The organism is Flavobacterium flavipallidum, assembly GCF_038289905.1.
In the GTDB taxonomy this organism is placed as follows: Bacteria; Bacteroidota; Bacteroidia; order Flavobacteriales; family Flavobacteriaceae; genus Flavobacterium; species Flavobacterium flavipallidum.
The window spans coordinates 26,387-45,402 of the sequence record NZ_JBBYHU010000034.1 but is presented as its reverse complement, the minus strand read 5'-3'; the positions used below and the strand labels follow the sequence as shown (position 1 = coordinate 45,402).

Below are 19,016 nucleotides of genomic sequence, written 5' to 3'. Positions count from 1 at the left end.
ATATAGATTACTATAATAATGAGAGAATAAAACTTAATCTAAAAGGAATGAGCCCGATACAATATCGAGCTCATTATTATCAAATTTAATTATAAATTCGTCTAAACTTTTGGGTGCAGTCTACAAGAGCCGGCTTTAATTCAATTCGTATTAATTAATTATTGTTTGATAATACTTTTAACGGTAATTCTATTACCATTACAAATATATAACAAATAGTTTCCTGAAGGTAATCCTTCTAAAGAAATAGCTTCTAGCGTATTTGTCAATGCCTGAAAACGTAACTTAACACCTAAAATATTATATACTTCAAGTGTTGCGCCACTGTAAACTTCATTCACTTTTACATTCAATATAGAAGTCACAGGATTAGGATAAACAACAACATCTTCAGTTGTATCTCCTTCAGTAATTAAACTTTTGCTCGCTTCTTTGTTAGCAACAGTGCATGAACCTAACTTATCTCCGTGGTCTAAATGAGATTGAACTGAATTTGAACTTACACAAATTACCTGATTATTATGGCAAACCATAACCTTATCATTGGAATTACCACACTGTACATTTAATGTTTTAATAACAATAACGGCTGTAGTTTGACAACCTTTAGCATCAGTTATTGTTACAGTATAAGTCCCTGCCGCTGATACTGAAATACTTTGTGATGTTTGGTTTGTACTCCACTGATATGTGTACGGTACAGTACCTCCTGCAGGAGTTGCTGTAATATTAAGAGAAGTTGCCCCATAACCAACATAAATAGTATTCTTTTCATCTACTGCTGAATTAAGTGTATACACATCTGGAATGATAGCTGTTAATTGAATTGGATTGGTGTCATCACAATCGTTAGTATTTGCTACACCACAGGCTACTGGGCTACCCGCTCCTAATCCATCTCCATCATTATCCGCATACAGTATCTTAGTATCGTCACAATCAGCATTATTGGTAGCATATCCTTCCGGAGCTACAGATGAACATAACATAGCTGTTGTAGTTGAACCAAATCCATCTTTATCAGCATCAACATAATATAGAATAGGTTCGTGTACGGTCGCATCGTTATCATTACAATCGGTGTTGTTAGTAGCATAGCCTTCCGGAGCTACAGATGAACACAACATTGCCGTTGTGATTGAACCAAATCCATCTTTATCGGCATCAACATAATATTGAAGAGGTTCGTGTACGGTCGCATCGTTATCATTACAATCGGTGTTGTTAGTAGCATAGCCTTCCGGAGCTACAGATGAACACAAAATTGCTGTTGTTGTTGAACCAAATCCATCTTTATCGGCATCTACATAGTATTGCTTTGGCTCATGAACAGTTGCATCATTATCATTACAATCGGTATTGTTCGTAGCATATCCTTCCGGAGCATCATTTACAGAGAGCAAAGCAGTTGTAGTCGATCCAAAACCATCTTTATCTGCATCAGCATAAAACAGCTTATTCACAGTTAGCGGTTGTGTAACTGAAGTTGCAGCATTGTAGATTTCATCTCCTGACTGCGAAGCTGTGATAATGGTTGTTCCTGCACCAACAATGTGAACTTTACTATCAACAATTGTAGCAACTTCCGGATTAGAACTTGTATAACTTACTGTCAATCCTGAACTCGCAATAGCTCCGGCTGTAAAATCAGCATCCTCTATTGTTTTTGCAGATAGGTTACTGAACATAATACTCTGATCATTTTTAACCACCACAAGATTTCGTTTCACCACATCGGCAGCATAATAGTTAGCATCCCCAACTTGAGCAGCTGAAATTTCAGAAGTTCCTGCTCCAACAATATGTATTTTTCCATTTACAATAGTTGCAACATTTTCATTGGAACTTGACAAACTTACTGTTAGTCCTGAACTGGATGTAGCCGAACCAAAATCTGCCATTCCCATTTTCATAACGTCTATAGTTGCGAAAGTTATTGTCTGATAAGCCGGGGCAACCAAAGCCTGCAACTCGGCTACCGTTTTAACCGTCTTTACCCAATCTACCTGATAATTAGCCTCGCCTGATGTAATATCAGCTATTTTAAATTGAAAAGTTGTTAAACTCGTTGGAACAGTTAAAACACCTCCTGTACCAAAACCAGTTTTAGAAAGATCAAAATAATAAATATCATTACCCACTTTACCCGTCCATTTATTACTGCCATTTCCAAAAGATCCCAGATTAGAATCTAGAGTGATATTGGCAACTATTGGTTTTTTCAACTTAATAGCTACAATAGGATAATTGGCTGGATACAATGTTACTCCTGCTGTTTTTTTAACATCCCCACGATAAGAACCGTTCGTTTGTTTAACAAGACCTACCCGTAAATGACCATTATCCGCTGTAGCAGTAGCTCCACTGGTTGTTGTACTCCAACCATCTGTAGTTGTCGAGAAATTATCATTAATTAAACCAGTTGCCGGATCAAATGCAGTAAGCTCTGCCACTGTTTTAACCGTTTTAACCCAATCCACAGTATAGCTTGTTTCACCAGAAGCAATATCGGCTACTTTGAACTGAAAAGTTGAAAGTGTTGTGGCAGCTGTAGTTGACAACATAGAAGGCGTTGCACCAAAACCTGTTTTAGTAAGATCATAATAATAAATCTCCTCTCCTACTTTTCCTGTCCATTTGTTAGCTGCATTACCATAGCTTCCTAAGTTAGTATCAAAAGTAAAATTACAATTAACAGGCTTCTTCATTTTAATTGCCAAAATTGGATAATTACCAGGATGAACAGTAGTAATGTTATTCTGCATGTCTCCCCTTCCTTTCCCATTCGATTGAATCACTGTGGTAATTTTTAATTGCCCGTCTTCTGCTGTAGCAACCGATCCGGTAGTTACAGCTTTCCATGTCTGAGTTGAAGTTGTAAAATTATCATCAATTAATCCCTGATTTACAAATGGATAGTCATTAGCCGTATTCAAATAAAATAATAAAGATCCATAACCCGGGTTATCCGCTCCAAAAGGCGCTCCTTCAGCCCCCATTCTTCCTAATACAGCCATCGTTTGAGGCATTGCCAAACCTTTGCGGTAAACATAATGATTGTACGCAATTTCGAACACGGCCCTTAAATCACCTCTTCCATTGGGAGAAATAGCAGTTGGTGTATAATCCTGATAATTTTTCTCGCAATAATCATAACTGGTTTGATAAGGAACATCCATACCCAAATTGTATTGAGAAGTATATTCATAACCTCTCATAATAGCATTATTATTAGCGGAGTACAAATCAACCCCTTGTTTCAAGGCCATTTCTGCCAATTCAGCAAGGGAACCTATCGCCAACATTACATGCGGTTGATCCCGGTTACTTTCCTGCAATTGACCTGCATCGGTAAGTACATAATTTTTGATACTTCCATTACCTTCTCCGTAATAATAGTAGTTTATAGTTTTGTTGAACATGGCTGTATCTTCGGTAAAAATGGCTATTCCCATTAAGGCTTTCATACAAATAATATCCCAGTTACCATGAGCACAAGGTTTGAAATTTCCAATTATTGGATAAAAAACCGACTTCAGCATATTTTGGCACTGCAACACTTTGGCTGCCGCCCATGAAGGGTAAGCAGAACGCATGATTTCAGCTGCATTGACCAACATAAATCCGTACAAGCCATTTAGCTCCGCATCAGCACCAACTATAGATTTAGTAGTAGCCGAATAGGCATCCAATATCTGAATAGCTTTTAAAGCGTGTGCCTCATTACCATTAATTTTATACATTAATGCATTGTAATAAGCCGCCAGAAAATCACTCTCTACATTATTTTTAACAGTCCCACCAGCTACTCCGTCAATTGTAAAGGAAGCATCTCTGGTAAGGGCACTATAAGGCCCCTTCATAGTATAAGTTGCAGAAGCTTTACCAGAAGCCACCAAAACCTGATAACTCTGGTACGGACGACCTGCCTGCTGAGCTACCAAATCCTTAATCCTGTTAAGATCGGTCGCATTATGGAGCAAACCAGGATGTACAAAAGTACCACTGAATTCAAATTGTGGATTAGTAGTTCCGGAAGGATTTAAGTAAGCGCGCAGCGCGTCTACAGAAGCAAAACTTTTTACCCAGTCCACCTGATAATTCGTTTTATTCGAGGCAAGTTCTTCAGAAGTTAATACAATATCAGCGATTTTTAATTGAAATAAAGTCAATGTAGTAGGCTGGGTTGTTGAAAGTGTAGTAGTCCCCAACTTACCGGTTGAAAGATCCCAATAAAAAACATTACCGCTTTCAGTAACAATTTTAGTTCCGTTGTTATTGGTACCATTATAAGAGCCCAAACTAGTGTCAAAAAAATAATTACAACGCGGCGGTTTATTAATCTTAATGGCAATTATAGGGTAATTCCCGGCATGAAAAGTTATGCCTCCGTTTTTCTTAAAATCAGCACGGTATTTTCCACTTGAAGGTGCCGGAAAGTTCACATTATATTTTCCATTTAAAATTTGACCTGTTGATCCTGCGGTTGCAGCAACCCAGTTAAAAGTAGCTCCGGTAGAAAAATCATCATTTATCTGTCCGGTTTGAGCTTCAGCTTTTATAAAAGAAAAAAGTAGTAGTATAATGGCCAAGATGGCAGTGTTGAACAAATTATATAATTTTTCAGATACTGTTCCAAATGTGGCGACTAACCCAAAAGATTGGGGTAAAGTAAAGTTTTTATCAATATTTATCAGTTTAAAATTTTCCATTGGTTGGTTTTAGATATAAATTCATATTTTTTTTGGTGGTTTTAGTTTTCTATTCAACTCATTATTATCAAGTTGTATTTATTTTCATCATCTCATTTTGAAATTAAATCAATATGAAAGACATACCAATTAAGTTTAATTTTTATTCACCATAGGCATTTTGATTTTTGATTATAGCATTGTATTATCTTCATTTATTTACAATCAAAAATACCTAGATGAATTATTCTTGAATACTAATTATCAACCATTATATATAAACTATCATCCATTATTCAATTTATTTTACAAAAAACACAGATAAATTTTACAACTCGCCAACACAACATAAACCACTGAATTAAAAACATTTACACCAGAACAAAAACACCCCATAATTCTAGCAATTCTAAATAACAAAGCCAAGAATACGCTTAAGAAAACGCAGCCTTGGCATATAAAAATTAGTAATGGTTTAGGATATTGGTACTTCTACCTTATTTAAACTTTACCTCCTGAACAAAATCTTTTACTACATAATTAGTTTTATCATTTTGAATTAACTGACCGTTAATTTTAAAATTATCTATGCTAATCCCTTTTATTATTCTCTCTTTTGAAAAACCTTCTAAAATTGACGTATTAACCGGACGCCCATTATAACTAATGTTTGACAAGACTAAATTTTGAATTCCTTTGCCAGGAGCCTTACTGTATTTTTCATTAAAATAGACTCTGAAATTGAATAATTGCCCTTCCTGAATATCATCAATTCGAATGTTTTCATAGCGTATATTTTTAACCCAATTATTATCACTGGCACTGATGGCTAAACATCCCTGATAATTTCGGTCATCTTCGTCATGTTCCAGAATATCGATATTTGAGAATGTTATATTTTCAATTATTTCTCCCTTACCCTCAGCATCACCGTGAAGCCCTATATTAGTAGGGTGTGCTATATCTGCCCATAAAATAGAATTGTGAATCAAATAATTTCTAGCATCTCCGTAAAAATCCCAACGGTGTCCATAAATAGCAATACAATCATCTGAATTTCGCATAAAAACGTCATCAATTTCCACATTAGAACAGGACATCAAATCAATGCCATCGCTCCAGCCTTTACTGCTAAACGATTTGATATTTCGAATGGTTACATCGGTACTTTGCCCTCCGTAAACGGTGTAATGGGAAGGATTAATAAACGTGAGTCCATCAATAATTACATTTTTGGAATTTCGAATTTCCACCCCTCTTTCGGGCTGCATAATAATACCTCTTCCTCTAATAGTGACATCGTTTGCATCAGATATTAAAAACTTTGCTTTCACAATAGCACCTCCATCAATATAAACTGTTTTTCCGGAAGGTATGTGATAAACGTCTCCTGGCTGATCATTGGGTTGGTGAACTCCCGGACCAAAATAAATCACATTTGGGTCTTTGGGGTTGGGTTTGTTTTTATCAATAGTATTTGCAAAAAGATGTAAATTATGCAGTCTGTCGCCATCAATTTCTATTGATAATTTGGATGGTTTATCTAACGAAAAAGTTATCGTATTTCCCTTTACTATCGACTGAATCCCCAAAATTGACGGACGAATATTTACCTTATTAACTATACCATTATTCTTCTTAATCATGACTTCCACTTTGCCTGAAAAATCAAAATAAGCCATCGAGGCAACCGACTTCGTATCTAAATCAACTTCGACATTATATTCAAACAGATCTTTCCATTCTCCTTTTGGAGTTCGTACCAGTACGGTAAAATCGTCATTATGTGCCGAGTATTTGTATCCTCCCGTTGCCTCATAAGTGACTAATTCCTGGGCTGATAATTGAAAAATCATAAGCAACCCAAGGATTGTAAAAAAAGTTTTATTCATATTTAGTACTATTCTATTTTTCATAGCGGTTGCAACATGTATTAAAAATCAAATTATAATGTTAAAGAAAACCCATTAGATTTGAAATTCTAATGGGTTTGAAAATTTGATACTTAATAGATTTATTAAAAAACTACTCTACGCTATATAATAAAGTTCCAAATCCTAAATCATCATATCCTCCACTATTAACATCATATTCTCCACTTCCTCCTTCCGGATATACAATATCTCTAGCCATTTTTATGTAACGAGCTTTAATCCCTTTTTTTACAGTGTAATGATTGTAAATTCTTTCCCAAACAGGTCTCAAACTTCCTCTTGCAGCATCATCTGCAGCAGTTGTGTGAGTAATATTATCGCAATTAGTATAAGTTGTAAAGGGTACTGATAATCTAGCTGCATTAAATTTAGCTTCATACTCAGCTGCTTTTAAAATCATATTATCATTATAGCCATACACATCTAACCCTTGATTATTAGCCATTTGAGCAATAGAACCTAGCAAACCAATTACCATTAAAGCATGTCCCTGATCTCTTCCTGCTTCCTGAATTTGCCCTAAATCAATATCATCATTGGCTGTTTTAGGATGAATATAATTGATTGCTTTTTTCAACTGACCATTACCTACCCCTTTCATTAAATAATTAATAACATAAGTATATTTAGCAACATCATCATTTAAAACAGCAATAGACATTATAGAAGCTAAATTACACAAATCCCAATTCGCCCAATAGTGAGAACTACAGGTATTGTAATGTGTTTGTAAAAAATTATAATTAACTGGATAAAATACATCCAACATCCATTTTTTAAACTTTGCTAAATCGGTAGCATTCCAACCTGAATAATCACGCATAATCTCAGCCGCATTAGCAAATTGATAACCGTAAATACCAGCTCCCAATGCTTTATTAGAATCTCCGCTAATAGATGTACAGGTAGCTGCCCAAGCATTCAAAATTTGGATTGATTTATTAGCATAAGCAACATCACCTGTAATTTTCCATCGAATAGCCGTTAAATAGGCCGCGTGAGCATCATTAAAAGCAGTACTATAATTATCTGGCAAAGGTTCCTCTAGCGAACCTCCTCCTCTGATAAGAGTTACTACAGGTCCTTTCATCGTATAAGTGGCCGAAGCATGACTATTGGAAATCATTTTATTATAACCTGAAATCCATGGATCTACCAAATTCTGAACATTTGTTTTCATTCGGTCAAAATCGGTCTGAGAATGCAATAATCCGGGATGAGCAAAGACCATATTTGATGGTACTGTGATATCTTCAGTAGTAGTAGTTCCAGTATCTACTTTGCTTTCTGGCAATCCATAATCATAACTACAAGCAATAAAAGATAAAGAACCTATTATTGCGATTGCTATTTTAGCTTTTATATTTTTTTTCATTTTTATACTTTTTTATTTACTAATAATAGACCAAGAATTAAGGTTATTCTTGGTCTATAAATTACTTTTTTTACAAACCAAGGAATGTTTTAAGTTCAGCAGTGCTTTTAAATGTACGTATCCAATCTACCTCATAACCTGTTTCAGTCCCCACTATATCGGCTATCTTAAACTGTCTTGTTGCTAATTCGGTTTCTGTTAAATAATCAGCTGATAAATCGTAGTAAATAACATTTTGAGCGACAAAGTCGGTTTTATATTTATTATTACCCGCATTAATTCCACCTGAAACAGATGGATCAAGGATAATATTACCTGTACCAGGCTTAACTGCCCCTGTTCCGGTAAAAGCAATTTTCATTGCCAAAATAGGATAGGTTGGAGATTGAACCCATTTCGTTTTAGCTGTTCCTGATGGATATGGAAAAATACCATTAATTATGTTATATAAATCTGCGCGACGTTTACTGGCAGTTGTACCTAATTGTGTTGGATCGAAAGTAACTTTCATTTTACCATCTTCAATTTTGTAAGTACCATTTTGAGCTGGTAACCATTGAACATCTGTTGGATCATCAAATTCAAAAATATACTTCCCTTTTGGTGGTGCGATTACTTTAAGTTCAGGTCCAGTGATAATTTGATTTTCTAACCAAACCCTTACTTTTCCGGTAACCGCTCCTTTAGGAACTAACACCCCTATTTGAGTATTTGAAACAGAAATAACTTTACCAAATTTAGCATCATATTTGGTTATTCCGTCGGTAAAAGTAACTTGTACCTTTGATAAATCAGTACCAAAACCTTGCCCATTAATTGTCACTAAATCTCCAACATTAGCAGAATTAGGAGAAAGATTTGAAATAGTAGCTCCGGTCATATAAGTAAAATCTTCCGTTATTACTTTGTTAGTCCAAACTTTTACAGTTATAGGTCCTGTTCCTGCATCCTGAGGCACCCTAACTGTAACTGAAGTATCCGTATAACTTAATATCTCATCCGCAAGAATACCATTAAAATAAATTTTTGCAGCTTTAACATATTGACCAAAATTAGTCCCTGTTAAAGTAACAATATTTCCTGAAGTTCCCTCAGAAGGTGAAACTGAGGAAACCGTAACAGCAGGATAGGTAACCAGGGATTCTCCCGTGAAATCTTTTTCCTGATCACTACATGAAGCCATTAGTACTATACTAAATAATACTGTTAGGGCTTTTATTTTGTTTTTTATAATCTGATTCATAGTAGTATAATTTAAAAAAATTACTAATTAATACTGTGGATTTTGCAATAGTTTCGTATTCAACTGCATTTGAGTTAATGGTATTGGAAACAAATAATGCTTACGCTGAAAATTTCTATTCCCTACTGGATCTAAAAGCAAAGCTCTCAGACTACCTTTACCCGTAGCTACTGACAATTCTCCATATGGATACAATGCTGGTTTATAAACAGCAGTATTACCTTCATAATCAGTACCCTGAATAACAGACCCTAAAATTGGATTGTTCAAGGCTTGTTCTGCAATACCCCAACGTTTTAAATCGTCATAACGCGTATTTTCACCAAATAATTCTACTGCTCTTTCTCTTCTGATTTCGTCTAACATATTCAAATTATTTGCTGTAACAAAGGCATTTGTCAGTGCTGGAAGCCCCGCTCTACCTCTAATCAAATTAATTGACTGGTTTAATTCCAGATCGGTGATAGCTCCATTCAATTCATATAAAGCTTCTGCATAGATAAGATAAACTTCAGCTAAACGAATTTGAGGATAATCTGGAGATTCTGTATTTGCGGCACGATAAGTTCCATATTTATAGGATCTAAATTTTCTGTTAGCATAACCAGAACCACTGTCTCCTCCTGGTCCAAATAATTTAATAGCTCCTGAAACCGGCACAGCATCAGTATTAATATCAACAAAATAAGAGGTTAATCTATAATCACGGTTTTGATATTCATCTCCTACTTTTACATATCCTTTGAACAAAGGGGATTTATCAACAGGCAAACCGTCAGTGCAAAGAAACATATCCATAAATTTTCTGGAAGGAGCTAATCTTGAAGCTACAGTATGGCTTAAATTAATCCCCCCTTGTAATAGACCATAATCGTATTTGCTAGATAAAATAAATTCTTTATTAGTTGATTTATCCAAACCAGCCGGATTAGAGCCTGCATCTTCTAAATTGAACAAATAACACATACTCATATTATTCAATACTGAATTATAATTCCATAATTCATAACCTCCATTCCCCATTACATCTTTTGCTAATGCAATAGCCTCTTGTAAGTAAGCAGTAGTATTTGACGCTACTTCGACAGTACCTGCACCAGTAGTCACACCATCACCATCAGTAGTAGTGCCTACATATTTTTCCCATGTAGCCTCATATAAAAGCACTCTGGCTTTAAAAGCTTCAGCTGCCCATTTGTTCAAATGTCCTTTATCGGCTGCTGCAATATTTTGCTCCAATGGTAAATCAGGAATTGCTTCTGATAAATCTTTTAGGATTTGCTTCATTACTTCATATCGACTACTGCGTTTTCCATATAAGCTCTCATCGTTTATATCAACTACTGTTGTTACAATTGGCACACCACCGAATCTTTTTAATAAAAAGAAATGATGCCAGGCTCTAAAGAATTTTGCTGCAGCAACATATTGTGCAATAGCTGATTTATCACCAGAATAATTCTCAGCTGCCTTTAACAAAATGTTATTTGCACGGATGTATTTGTAAGGATTTGTCCAGTATATATCTGAATTGGTTGCAACTGTATTTCCTCTACCTTCTTCCTGAGCTAACGAAGTTAGATCAGTACCGAAATCCATAAAATTATAAATACTACTACCGTTAATAGCTTTCCAACTAACCATTTTATTATAAAAATCATTAGATGCCGCTTTAAAATCTGCCGGAGTTTTAAAATAAGCTGCTTCTGTTTGTACATCCAGAGGATCTAAATCTAAATAATCACTCTGACAACTGGAAAATAACAATACTGAAGACAGAACTAAGGTTGTTACTATATTTTTCATATTATACTTTTTAATAATTAAAAGGATATATTTAATCCCAGAGAATAGGTTCTTGTAAATGGATAGATAACATTAGAACTATCTCCAAATTCAGGATCATATCCATCTTTTACTTTTGAAAACTCAAATAAATCATTTCCAGAGAAATACACTCTGAATTTATCTAACTGAAAGTTTCCGATTTTAAAATCATTCATGGTATAACCCACGATTAAAGATTTTAATCTAACATAACGGTTGTTTTGTAACATAAAATCATTGTCTTTCCAGTTCCAAGCTGCTCTGGTCGTATTGGCTGTCATTCTTGGGTAAACTGCATCTGTATTTGTCTCAGTCCAGGTTTTACCTATGTAAGCCGTAGTTTGACTACCATATAAAGTATTGAAAGGATAAGATAAGAAACCTGTTCTAAGAATGTTTTGTTCTAAAAGCCCCTGAAAGAAAGTAGAAACATCAAACTTACCGTAATTTGCACTTAGGTTAATACCGTAAACATAGTGGGCAGCAGTATCCCCCATAAATTTCACATCCTTCACATCAATAATACCATCACTATTTAAATCGACTCTTTGTGTGTCTCCTGGACGTAATACATTAACTCCTGAAGGCAATGAACCGTTACCATTAGTATTTGCATAATAGGTATCTACAGCAGCCTGATTTGGAAACAAATTGGTTGTTTGGTATAAGAAAACCGCATTTAAAGGATATCCTACAACACCATTCGTATTTATACCATTTGAAATAGCAGTAGCATTTTCTTTCTTAAGCAAAATATTTCTACTATCTCCCATATTAGCCGAAACGGTATATTTTAATTTACCCAGTTCACCTCTATAACCCAACGAAGCTTCCCAACCTTTGGTTGCTAATTCACCTGCATTGGTTTTTGGAGCAGTACCACCTAGTACATCTGGGAAAATAATATTAGTCAACATTCCAACATTCTTTTTGGTGTAACCATCAAACGATCCAAATAATTTTTTATTAAAGAAGCTGAAATCAACCCCATAAGTTTTCATTACAACTCTTTCCCAAGAAATATCATTTGAAGTAATACCATTTACATAACTGGCTGTTTGTAAAGCCGGAGTAGTACCGAAAACCGAACTGGTATTAGTTATATTAGAAACATAACTATAATTTGAAATACCGGATTGTGAACCCATTTCAGCATAAGAATATCTTAATTTTAAATAGCTTAATGGTTTAAAATCTTTCAGAAAGCTTTCTTCTGTAACAACCCAACCCGCTTGTACACCTCCGAAATTATTCCATTTATTTCCCGGACCAAATTGTGAAGAACCATCACGTCTTCCACTCACTTCTAACAAATATTTATTTTTATAACCATAGTTAAATCTGGCTAAATAAGAATACAATCCTTTATGTCCTCTACCTCCTGTAGCTTCCACTTTGTTTTCAATAGACCCCATATTGATATCATAAACACCGTTATCAACAAAGCCTAATCTGTATCCATACAATCTAGTATCTTCAGTTTTTTCAGCTGTCATACCTAAAAGTGCTGAAAAATTATGATCTCCTACTTCTTTTTCATAATTTAAGAAACCACCATAATTTTGATAGGTAATTTGTTTGTTCTCCTGTCTGATTGAAGAAACGGAATTAACCGATTCAGGCGCCAACTCACCATACCAACTATACTGAGGAACTGTAATAATATAATTAAGATTATTAAAAAAATCTTTATTATAAGCTACTTTAGTTTGGAAAGTTAAACCTTTTGACAACGTAAAAGTAGCTGCCATATTCATCATAATCTGATCTCTGGTCGTTTTGTCTCTACCACCGTCAACCGTTGCTGCTACTGCATTTCTATTACCAGCAATGTTAAAGTTGGCATACCATTGCCCATAGGGATTTCTTGACGGGAAGAATGGCGGATCTTGCGATACCGAACCATCCAGACCAGAAGATGGTGAAGAAAGGTCATATTTTAAATACGATACATTTGTTTCTAACTTCAACCACTTATTAACATTAAAATCATAATTTAATCTAACGTTGTATTGTTTTTTTCCATCATAGGCTGTTTTCAATGCCCCTACATCCTCTGAATACCCATAAGACACACGATAATTCGAATTATCAGTACCTCCTGAAATACTACCATTATGATAGGTAGAAACCGATCTACCAAACATTTGATCATATCTAGGAGAATTGGAAATGTATATATCACCCCAATATAGTGTTGGGTAGATACCGGCATAACCCGTTTGCATTAATTGTAAATTTTCTTTAGACTGCCATCCCCAATAATTAGCCTGAGTACCATCCTGTTCTGCAGCATCTAACCAAACTGTCGCATATTGCTGCATCGTTGGTGCCTGAGGTCTGATTCCTAAAGTATTTATTCTGGTAGTTGTAGCCATTTCAATTCTCATTTTACCTGACTTCCCTTTTTTGGTTGTAACCATAATTACCCCATTAGAAGCACGTGAACCGTATAATGCAGCAGAAGCATCTTTTAAAACTGTTATGGATTGGATATCATCCGGGTTCATATTGTAGAAAGCTTCATTATTAATAGCAGGATTTCCATCGATTACAATTAACGGTGAGCCACCATTAATAGAACTAGCTCCTCGAATTTGCAAATTAATACCCTCACGACCTGGTCTTGATGAATTACGGGTCACAGTTAAACCTGGAGTCTGACCTTGTAAAGCCAAAGCCGGGTTGGTAACTGCTCTATCTTGAAAAGCCTTAGCTGATACAGTTTCGATAGAACCCGTTGCTGTCATCTTCTTTTGAGTACCATAAGCCACTACAACTACTTCTTTCAAATCTGAACTAGCAGAGACTAAAGTGACATTAATTTCTTTTAGATCACCCACTTTTATTTCCTGAGTTTTATATCCTAATGCACTAAAAACAAGTACTGAATTATTAGAAGGCACTCTGATTGCATAAGCTCCATCAAAATCAGTACTTACTCCACCCACTGCAACACCTTTTATAGTAACATTAACACCTGGAATTCCCATATTATCCTCAGCAGCAACCACTTTTCCTTTAATTATAATTTGTTGTTGGGATGCGTTTAAAGCATATTTTTCAACAAAATTTAAAGCACCGCTATTTGTTGCATACGTTTGGGAAGAAACACAAACCAGAAAAGACAAAACCAAAGATGGTTTCAGCCTGTTCCATAATTCGGTTTTATTCAAAACATTTATCTTCATAATGAATTGTTTTTTTCGTTATTAATTGATTTAGTTATTAGTTTTTTTATTAGAATTCACGTTTAAAATTAGTGAATCGAAATAGGTAATGAAATTTAGTTTTTTTTACATTTAATTATTTTTTGAAGGTTCATAATTTTAATACTCATAATTTTTAATTATTAATTTTATCATAATGATGATAATAGCATTACAATATTATAGATTAAAAAAAAATCAGGGTATAACCCATGATTCAAAGAGTATAACTTATCGACCATTTTCTAATTTTCCTTTATTTAACAAGGCTTTGAGACAGTATTTAAATCTAAAAAAAATCTAAAATATTTTTTAAAAAACTTTAAAAATTAAAAACTACCAACCCAAATCCTCCAAAAAAAACCATAAAAAAAGGCTCCGTTTCAATTTAGAAACAGAGCCTTTTTTAGTAAACTATTATGTTAAAAAAATCTATTCTTCAGTAGTCTCCTCTAGGTCTTTTTGATCCTGAATATACTGTGTAGGGGTTACTTTAAAAACTTCTTTAAAGGTTTTTGTAAAATAAGCTGTGGAATTAAATCCGCAATTCAACGCCACTTCTTTAATTGAAAATTGATTTGTCAACAACATTTCGGAAGCATATTTTAAGCGAATAGTTCGGATAAAATTACTTGGATTTTGTCCTGTCAAAGAATTAATCTTTCTGTAAAACTGCGAACGACCCATCCCTAAATTTCCAATCAAATCATCCAAGGTAAAATCGATATTACTGACATTGTCTACCACTACTTTTGTCGCTTTATCTAAAAATCGTTCATCTAAAGAATTGATGGTGATTTCAGAAGAAGCCACAATACCCCCAATAGCAGCAAAACGTTCCCTTGATCTTTTTCTGGCTTCCAGTAAATTGTCTATTCGGGTTTTAAGTACCGCCATATTAAATGGTTTTGACAGATAAGCATCGGCTCCGGTTTGATAACCCCTAATCATGTCTTCATCCAGATTCCTGGCCGTTAACAACAAAATAGGAATATGACTGATTTCAAAATCATTTTTAAGCTGTTGACAGAGTTCAAAACCGTCCATCTTTGGCATCATCACATCACTAATAACCATATTTGGCTGATACTTCCTGATTTTTTCCAATCCTTCTACTCCATTCGTCGCTTCTTTGACCTGATAATACTCCTTCAATTCGCTTTTAAGATGATTACGAAGCACTTTATTATCTTCTACAATTAGTAATAATGGTTTAACTTCTTTATCACTTTCGGAAGTTACCGTGTCTGGTTTCAGCTTTTCATCAGAAATTGCAATTTCATACTCTGCTGATTGAAGGGCATTCATTTCCACACCTTGAGAAGTCCAGGCATTTGATGTTTTTTGTTTCACCACTGCTTTCAAATCAACAGGAAGAATAATCGAAAAAGTAGTTCCTTTTTTATACTGGCTTTCTACTGTTATTTGTCCTTTGTGCAATTCTACCAGACTCTTAGTATAATTCAACCCAATTCCTGTTCCTGTTTTGGAGGCATCGGCATGAAAAAAACGTTGAAACACTTCCTTCAATTGTTTTTTCTTGAAACCAATACCTGTATCAGATATCTGAATTTGAATCCCTTTCACCTGAACAGTCGGACTAAAAAATAGTTTTTTGTATTTTTTTTCAGACAACTGCACTTCAGATAAAGAAAGGGTAATTACCCCTCCATTATCGGTAAACTTTATCGCATTGGATAATAAATTAGCCAACATCTTCTCTATTTTGTCGGGATCAAATTGTCCGTAATATTCTTTAAAGGCGGATTTAAAAACAAACCGTATCTCTTTCTTTTTAGCTAAATCTTCAAAAAGAGAAAAAGTATCTCTGGCAAAAGCAACAATATCCATATTGGATAGTTCCAAACGAGACTTCCCTAAATCCATCTTCCTTAAATCTAATAGCTGATCTACTAAATAGAGTAAGCGCTTACTACTTTTTTGAATAATCAAGGCTGACTTTTGAACTTCTTCGGCTTCATTAAAATGGGTTAATATCTTTTCTACCGGATTTAAAATTAAAGTAAGCGGCGTTCTGAATTCATGAGAAACATTGATAAAAAAGCGTAGTTTCATTTGATCCAATTCATGTTCTTTCTCTTCATTGATCTTATTGGTATAATATTCCAATCCGTACCACAACAATGCAACAAAAAGTGCAAAATATAAAAGATATGCCCACCAAGTCTTCCAGAATGGAGGAAGTACCCGAACCAAAATACTGATTTTTCCGGCATTTTTCCACTGCCCATCAACAGATGCCATCACTTCAAAAGTATAAAGTCCCGGAGCCAAATTAGCATAATTAGCTACCCGATTGTTATCTACATTTATGTAATCATCATCCAGACCGCTCATTTTATAAGCATATTTAACACGCTCTGGATTTTGATAATTTAACGCCACAAATCCAAATGAGATATATCCCTCGTTGTACTTGAGTTCAATTTCTTTAACATTTGAAATTTCTTCGTCATACAATACTCTGCCATTTACTAAATCTCCTGCATTTACTCTTTTATTGAATAATTTTATATCCGTAATCATTGGTTGTACCTTGTCTGTATTCAAGGCAATATCATTTGGATAAAATATATTAAATCCATTAATTCCTCCCACAATGATTCGACCATCAAAAGTCTTAGCAATCGATTTACTTTGAAACTCTAACCCCTGTAATCCATCATGAGCATTGAAATTTTTAATATTCTTGGTTTTAGGGTTCAATAAAGACAAACCACTTTTGGTACTTACCCAGATATTCTTATTATTATCTTCCTGAATTCCAACTACCAAATTATTTGGAAGACCGTTTTTTGATGAATAGGCTTGTTTTAATTTTAGGTCAGCATCTAATTGATACAATCCCATATCAGTAGCCACCCAAATATTTCCTTTATAATCCTCGGTAATTTGATTGATACGGTTGCCTTGAATATTTTTAATTTTTAACTCTTCAAAATTGATATTGGAAGGAATTCTCTTCTTTAAACCTCCTAATTTAACATAACAAAGACCTAACGAAGTCCCTACCCATAGTCGGTTTTTAGAATCTACAAAAAGAGAAAAAACAAAATTACTGATTAAGCTTTTGGGGTTACTGATGTTATTTTTAAACTGATAAAACCGATTGGTTTCTACGTCAAACAAATTTAGTCCTGCTGTTGAAGTCCCCAACCACAATCGTTTATGCTTATCTTTGGCAGCACACCAAACTGTATTTTGTCCTATTGAAAAAGGATTATCTGGATTGTTTTCATATCGTTTTACATTACCGGAATTTGTATCAAATCGATTAAGACCCCCATCCCAGGTACACACCCATAAATCATTGTTGTCGCCTTCTAACAGATATAGAATTTTATTGGAACTTAAAGAATTAGGATTCCCGGGAATTGCCTTAAAATGTCTGAACGAACCATCTCTTGAATTATACAAATCTAATCCTCCTCCGTCAGTACCAATCCATATTCGCTGTTTATTATCTTCAATAACCGATTGGGCAATTTTTGTACTTATACTTTTATCACTATTAGGTTTATAAAAATAATGTCCAAAAGAAGACTTTGACAAAGCCAGTTTATTGATTCCTTTATTATAACTGGCAATCCAATAAATACCATTCTTATCTTCTAATACCTTTGAAGGCTGGTTATTGGGTAAGGAAAAAGGATCATCCTGATTTTGCATAAGATGCTGAAGCAAACCTTTATTTTTATCCAATAAATAAAGTCCGCTACCATCAGTCGCTGCCCATACCGTTCCTTTTTTATCCTGATACAAATGAAAAACAGGAATACTTTGATTAACAGGAGCAATCTTTTTGATCGTTTTTTTATTGGGATTAAATATAAAAAGATGTGACAAGTCGTTTCCTATCCAAAAATATCCCTCCTTATCCAACAGAATCTGTTTCGGCAAATGATTCAAATATTGATTTGCTTCAAAAGCAATTTTAATTCTATTGAAATTATTAGTTTTAGGATTATATCGATGTAAATTATTTCCTCCTGTTCCTATCCAGATAACTCCTTTTTTATCCTGAATAAGATTAGTTACATTATTATTATCTATTGATTTTATGTCTTTAGGATTACTTATATAACGAGTATATTGCAGAGTACTGAAATCAGGAGCATCGACAGAAGCCAAATCCAGTTGCAACAAACCATTCTTAGTTCCAACCCAAAGCAAATTTTTCTTTTTATCAAATAAGAGACTATTTATTTCTTCTCTTAGATTTAATCCCTCTGTTTTTTTCTTATAAAGATGGATTCTGTAAAACTTCTGTGATTTTTTATCAAAAACATTTAACCCATTACTGGTTCCTACCCATAAATATCCCTTGCCATCCTGAGTGATGGCATTAATCCTGTTATTACTTACAGAATGAATATCATTAATAATTGGACGGTAAATTTCAAATTCGTAACCATCGTATTTATTTAATCCATCAATTGTACCAAACCATAAAAAACCATCACTATCCTGAAAAATCTCCACACTGGTACTACTGGAAAGCCCTTTGTTTGTATCAAAATTTTCAAATTTTAAATTGGAATATTGTGCATGACTTAATTGGCTGATAAACAATAACAGCATCCAAAAAATGATTGTTTTTTTCATTAATCCGGAATATTTAGATTGGTTTTGAAAGTAATATTGAAGTTCTCAAATTTATAAATTAAAATTTAATGGAAATTATTTTATACTATATAATTAAATATTCTTAATTGT

General features: G+C 34.2%; 8 protein-coding genes. 1 reads left to right on the top strand and 7 read right to left on the bottom strand.

Translation table 11 applies throughout. The features are described 5' to 3' along the window. Window positions 1–2 precede the first annotated feature (2 nt). On the top strand, window positions 3–89 hold the full coding sequence (locus AAEO59_RS16385; protein WP_407934929.1) for an IS3 family transposase: 87 nt from the start codon (window positions 3–5) through the stop codon (window positions 87–89). Window positions 90–158: 69 nt separating this feature from the next. Here AAEO59_RS16385 and AAEO59_RS13930 read toward each other — a convergent pair whose 3' ends face one another. From AAEO59_RS13930 to AAEO59_RS13900, 7 genes are all read right to left on the bottom strand, one after another. Continuing rightward, complete coding sequence (locus tag AAEO59_RS13930) at window positions 159–4,712, bottom strand: DUF4979 domain-containing protein (RefSeq protein ID WP_341701359.1); 4,554 nt, start codon at window positions 4,710–4,712, stop codon at window positions 159–161. Between the two features lie 476 nt (window positions 4,713–5,188). Next, window positions 5,189–6,583: a glycosyl hydrolase family 28 protein gene (locus AAEO59_RS13925; protein ID WP_341701358.1), complete on the bottom strand. Its 1,395-nt coding sequence runs from the start codon at window positions 6,581–6,583 to the stop codon at window positions 5,189–5,191. A gap of 133 nt (window positions 6,584–6,716) precedes the next feature. Beyond that, window positions 6,717–8,000, bottom strand: a complete 1,284-nt coding sequence (locus AAEO59_RS13920; protein ID WP_341701357.1) for an alginate lyase family protein — start codon at window positions 7,998–8,000, stop codon at window positions 6,717–6,719. 70 nt (window positions 8,001–8,070) lie between these two features. Continuing rightward, window positions 8,071–9,243, bottom strand: coding sequence for an IPT/TIG domain-containing protein (locus AAEO59_RS13915; RefSeq protein WP_066329857.1), 1,173 nt, complete (start codon window positions 9,241–9,243; stop codon window positions 8,071–8,073). 27 nt (window positions 9,244–9,270) lie between these two features. Beyond that, window positions 9,271–11,049 carry a RagB/SusD family nutrient uptake outer membrane protein gene (locus AAEO59_RS13910; RefSeq protein ID WP_341701356.1) on the bottom strand — a complete coding sequence of 593 codons (1,779 nt, stop codon included), beginning with the start codon at window positions 11,047–11,049 and terminating at the stop codon, window positions 9,271–9,273. 17 nt (window positions 11,050–11,066) lie between these two features. Continuing rightward, on the bottom strand, window positions 11,067–14,261 hold the full coding sequence (locus AAEO59_RS13905; RefSeq protein ID WP_066329854.1) for a SusC/RagA family TonB-linked outer membrane protein: 3,195 nt from the start codon (window positions 14,259–14,261) through the stop codon (window positions 11,067–11,069). Between the two features lie 450 nt (window positions 14,262–14,711). Continuing rightward, window positions 14,712–18,905: a two-component regulator propeller domain-containing protein gene (locus AAEO59_RS13900; protein WP_341701355.1), complete on the bottom strand. Its 4,194-nt coding sequence runs from the start codon at window positions 18,903–18,905 to the stop codon at window positions 14,712–14,714. Between the last annotated feature and the right edge of the window lie 111 nt (window positions 18,906–19,016).

Excerpts from the sequence above, each read along its gene's own strand:
- AAEO59_RS13925 (WP_341701358.1), bottom strand. The coding sequence starts at position 6,583 with ATGAATAAAACTTTTTTTACAATCCTTGGGTTGCTTATGATTTTTCAA.
- AAEO59_RS13930 (WP_341701359.1), bottom strand. The coding sequence starts at position 4,712 with ATGGAAAATTTTAAACTGATAAATATTGATAAAAACTTTACTTTACCC.
- AAEO59_RS13915 (WP_066329857.1), bottom strand. The coding sequence starts at position 9,243 with ATGAATCAGATTATAAAAAACAAAATAAAAGCCCTAACAGTATTATTT.
- AAEO59_RS13900 (WP_341701355.1), bottom strand. The coding sequence starts at position 18,905 with ATGAAAAAAACAATCATTTTTTGGATGCTGTTATTGTTTATCAGCCAA.
- AAEO59_RS13905 (WP_066329854.1), bottom strand. The coding sequence starts at position 14,261 with ATGAAGATAAATGTTTTGAATAAAACCGAATTATGGAACAGGCTGAAA.
- AAEO59_RS13910 (WP_341701356.1), bottom strand. The coding sequence starts at position 11,049 with ATGAAAAATATAGTAACAACCTTAGTTCTGTCTTCAGTATTGTTATTT.
- AAEO59_RS13920 (WP_341701357.1), bottom strand. The coding sequence starts at position 8,000 with ATGAAAAAAAATATAAAAGCTAAAATAGCAATCGCAATAATAGGTTCT.